Origin of the sequence: Streptomyces bambusae (assembly GCF_020532645.1) — a bacterium.
Lineage (GTDB): Bacteria > Actinomycetota > Actinomycetes > Streptomycetales > Streptomycetaceae > Streptomyces > Streptomyces bambusae.
The window spans coordinates 1-3,753 of the sequence record NZ_JAJAUZ010000127.1; the positions used below are offsets into that span (position 1 = coordinate 1).

The window sequence follows — 3,753 nt, forward strand, 5'->3', positions numbered from 1 at the left end:
TTTTTTTTTTTTTTTTTTTGGGGGGGGGGGGGGGGCCCCGGGGGGCCCGGGCCCCCCCCCCTCCCCACATCATCCGCGGGCCCGGCTCACGGCTGGCCCCCCTCGCCCACCGGATCCTCCGGATCAGCGGTCGCGCTCTGCGACGGTGTCGCCGTCCGCGACGGGCGCGGCTTGGCCGAGGACCGCGAGGGCGACGGCTCCGGCGCCTCCGAGCTGCGGGAGGCGCTCGGCGACGGCGAGGCGCTGCGCGAGCGGCTCGGCGACGGGGTCACCGCCTCGCTGCTCTTCGACCGGCTGGGCGAGGCGGTCGGCTGCTCGGCCGGGTCCGGCTTGCCCATGTCGGCGTCCGGCAGCTCGAAGCGGCCGGTGTCCACGCCGTCGAGGGCGTCGAGGGTGTACGCCCGCCAGATCGCGGCGGGGAAGGTCGAGCCGCCCGCACGTCCGCCGCCCGCGGTGCCGGTCAGCGTGACCTGCTTGCCGGTGCCGGGCTCCTCGCCGAACATCGCGACCACGGTCACCAGCTCGGGCGTGTAACCCGTGAACCAGGCCGCCACGTTGGACTCGGTGGTGCCGGTCTTGCCGGCGGCCTCGTAGGCGCTGCTGTCGACCTTCTGGCCGGAGCCGTCCTCGACCACGCCGGTGAGCACCTTGGTGACGGTGTCGGCGGTCTCGCTGCTGATGGCCTGGTCGCCGATCGGCTTGAGCGGGGTGTACGTACGGTTCGCGGCGGTGGCGGACTCGACGATCGAGGGCCGGACCCGCTTGCCGTGGCGGTCGAAGGTGGCGTAGACGGCCGCCATCTCCACGGTGTTGGCGCTCATGGTGCCGAGGGAGGTGGCGGGCCGGTCGTCGGGCCAGCCCGGCCGGTCCTTCATGCCGAGCTGCAGGGCGGTCTTCTTGGCCGCCTTCGGGGTCACGTCCACGGTCATCTGCGCGTACACGGAGTTCACCGACCGGTTGGTGGCCTCCTGGACGGTGATCGGACCGTAGTCCTTCTGGTCCTGGTTCTCCGGGGAGAAGGGGGTGTCGCTGCCGACCACGGGGCGGCCGCTGGTGCCGTCGTAGATGGTCCGCGGCGTGATCTTCTTGCCGTCCTGGGTCTCGGCGTCGTTCTCCAGCGCGGAGGCGAGCACGACCGGCTTGTACGTGGAGCCGGGTTGGAAGTCGGTGCGCAGCGCGTTGCTGGCCCACTTCTGCTTCATGCCGGTGCCGCCGTACATGGCGACGATGCGGCCGGTCTTGGGGTCGACGGAGGTGGCGCCGGCCTGGACGGCGGCGTCGGTCTTGCGGCCCTTGCGGTCGAGCTTGGACTCCAGCTCGTCGTTGACGGCCTTCTCCAGGGCGGCCTGCCGCTTCTTGTCGACGCTGAGGCGGATGGTCCAGCCGCCGGCGTTGAGCTCGGCCTCGGAGATGTTCTGCTCGCGCAGTTCGGCTTCGGCGGCCTGGACGAGGTAGCCCTTCTGGCCCTCGCGGCCGGGGGCCGGCTTGGGCGGGATGGGCTGCTGGAACTTCACGGCCTTCCGCTTCTCGGGGCTGAGCTTGCCGATCTCGACCATGTTGTTGAGGGCCTTGTTGAAGCGGCCCATGACGAGTTCCCGGGAAGTCGGCCCGGCGACGGCCCAGTCGTACTGGCTGGGGGCCTGGAGCAGGGCGGCGAGGTAGGCGCCCTGGGCCAGGGTCAGCTGGTCGGAGTCGACGCCGTAGTAGGCCTGCGCGGCGGCCTGGATGCCGTACGCGTTGCGCCCGAAGTAGCTGGTGTTGAGGTAGCCCGCGAGGATCTGGGGCTTCTTCGTGTTCTGGTCGACCTTCAGGGAGATCACCAGCTCTTTGAGCTTGCGGGTGACCGTCTGGTCCTGGGTCAGGTAGTAGTTCTTGACGTACTGCTGGGTGATCGTCGAGCCACCCTGCTTGCCGCGGCCGAGTGCGGTGTTCATGAGGCCGCGGGCGACGCCCTTCACGTCCACGCCGTTGTCCTGGTAGAACGTCTTGTTCTCCAGGGCGACGAACGCGAACTGGACGTCCTCAGGGACCTTCTCGATCGGCACCATGACGCGGTTGACCGTGCCGGTGCGGGTCATGACGGTGCCGTCGGACCACTCGTAGACGTTGCTCTGCAGCTTCGCCTCGCTGTTGGGGTTCGGCGGCTCCACGTACAAGTAGAGACCGATCAGCGCGGCCATGCCGAGCAGGATCGTGCCGAGGACGGTGCCGAGGATCTTCTTCCAGGTGAAGAACCGGCGTATGCCCGACCGCTTGTTCTTCTGCCGTGCGCGCGGCGCCCGCCGCGATCCGCGCTTCTGAGCGCGTCGCGCTTCTGCTCGGCCCATCGCTCCCACTGCTCCGCTCGTGAACCCCCCGATGTCAGCTCAGAAAACTAACACCGCGGGAATGGACAAAGATCGGTCAATCCGGGCTTTTCCGGACGTGAGAATGAGCACCCGTCCCGGGGGAACCGACGCACAAGGATCTCCCGGGGTTGCTCCGCCGCAAAAAAGTGATATCACTTTGCTAGGGAACGGCGGCGCACGGCAGCGGTTGCCGGACCGACGACACGGAAACGCACGAAAGTGGGGGCGGACATGAGCGACACCAGAGCGGACGCGGTGGACACGGCGGAGGAGCCGGTACGGGAGTTCCCGGCGCACAGCGTCGGCGGCGGTACGGCACTCCTGGGCGGGCTGCTGGGCCTGCTGGGCGGGGTCGCGCTGGTCGTGGTCGGGGCGGTCGCGTCCGCCACCGCCCTGAAGGCGTCGCTGATCCCGCTGGGCGTACTCGTGTTCATCGGCTCGTTCCTGATGATGTGCGGGCTGAACACGGTAGCGCCGGGCGAGGCGCGGGTGGTCCAGCTGTTCGGCCGCTACCGCGGCACGCTCCGCACGGACGGTCTGCGCTGGGTGAACCCGCTGACCTCCCGCACGAAGATCTCCACCCGGGTGCGCAACCACGAGACGGCCGTCCTGAAGGTCAACGACGCGGACGGCAACCCGATCGAGCTGGCCGCGGTCGTGGTGTGGAAGGTCGAGGACACCGCGCTCGCCACCTTCGAAGTCGACGACTTCAGCGAATTCGTCGAGACGCAGGCCGAGGCGGCGGTCCGGCAGATCGCGATCGAGTACCCGTACGACGCGCACGAGGCGGGCACGCTGTCGCTGCGCGAGAACGCCGAGGAGATCACCGAGAAGCTGGACGTCGAGCTCCAGGAGCGGGTGCAGGCGGCCGGGGTCCGGATCGTGGAGTCCCGCTTCACGCACCTCGCGTACGCGCCCGAGATCGCCTCGGCGATGCTCCAGCGGCAGCAGGCGGGGGCGGTCGTCGCGGCGCGGCGCCAGATCGTGGACGGTGCGGTGGGCATGGTGGAACTGGCGCTGGCGCGGCTGGCCGAGGAGGACATCGTGGAGCTGGATCCCGAGCGGAAGGCGGCCATGGTCTCGAACCTGATGGTCGTGCTGTGCAGTGACCGGGCGGCGCAGCCGGTCGTGAACACGGGCACGCTGTACCAGTGAGCGGGGCGGGGCGGGCCGAGCGCAAGCAGGTGCTGCTGCGCCTCGACCCGCAGGTCTACGAGGCCCTGGCCCGCTGGGCCGGGGCCGAGCTCCGCTCGACCAACGCGCAGATCGAGTACCTCCTGCGCAAGGCGCTGGCGGACGCGGGCCGCCTCCCCGCCAACCCCGCGCCTATCCCGCCGCGGGGTCGCCCACGGAAACTACCGCCCTCTTGATGGGGGTGTGCCCGCGGGGACGTGTGTATTCGGCC

3 protein-coding genes are annotated in these 3,753 nt (G+C 69.9%); 2 read left to right on the forward strand and 1 reads right to left on the reverse strand.

The window, feature by feature from the left end:
- Positions 1-86: 86 nt before the first annotated feature.
- Positions 87-2,327 carry a transglycosylase domain-containing protein gene (locus LG634_RS37430; protein WP_226741000.1) on the reverse strand — a complete coding sequence of 747 codons (2,241 nt, stop codon included), beginning with the start codon at positions 2,325-2,327 and terminating at the stop codon, positions 87-89.
- 252 nt (positions 2,328-2,579) lie between these two features.
- Between LG634_RS37430 and LG634_RS37435 the strand changes: the two genes are divergently transcribed.
- Complete coding sequence (locus LG634_RS37435; RefSeq protein ID WP_226741002.1) at positions 2,580-3,503, forward strand: SPFH domain-containing protein; 924 nt, start codon at positions 2,580-2,582, stop codon at positions 3,501-3,503.
- Positions 3,500-3,718 (forward strand): type II toxin-antitoxin system antitoxin, encoded by a 219-nt coding sequence (locus tag LG634_RS37440; RefSeq protein ID WP_226741004.1) that lies wholly within the window; start codon positions 3,500-3,502, stop codon positions 3,716-3,718. Before LG634_RS37435 ends, LG634_RS37440 begins: the two co-directional genes overlap by 4 nt.
- Positions 3,719-3,753: the final 35 nt, after the last annotated feature.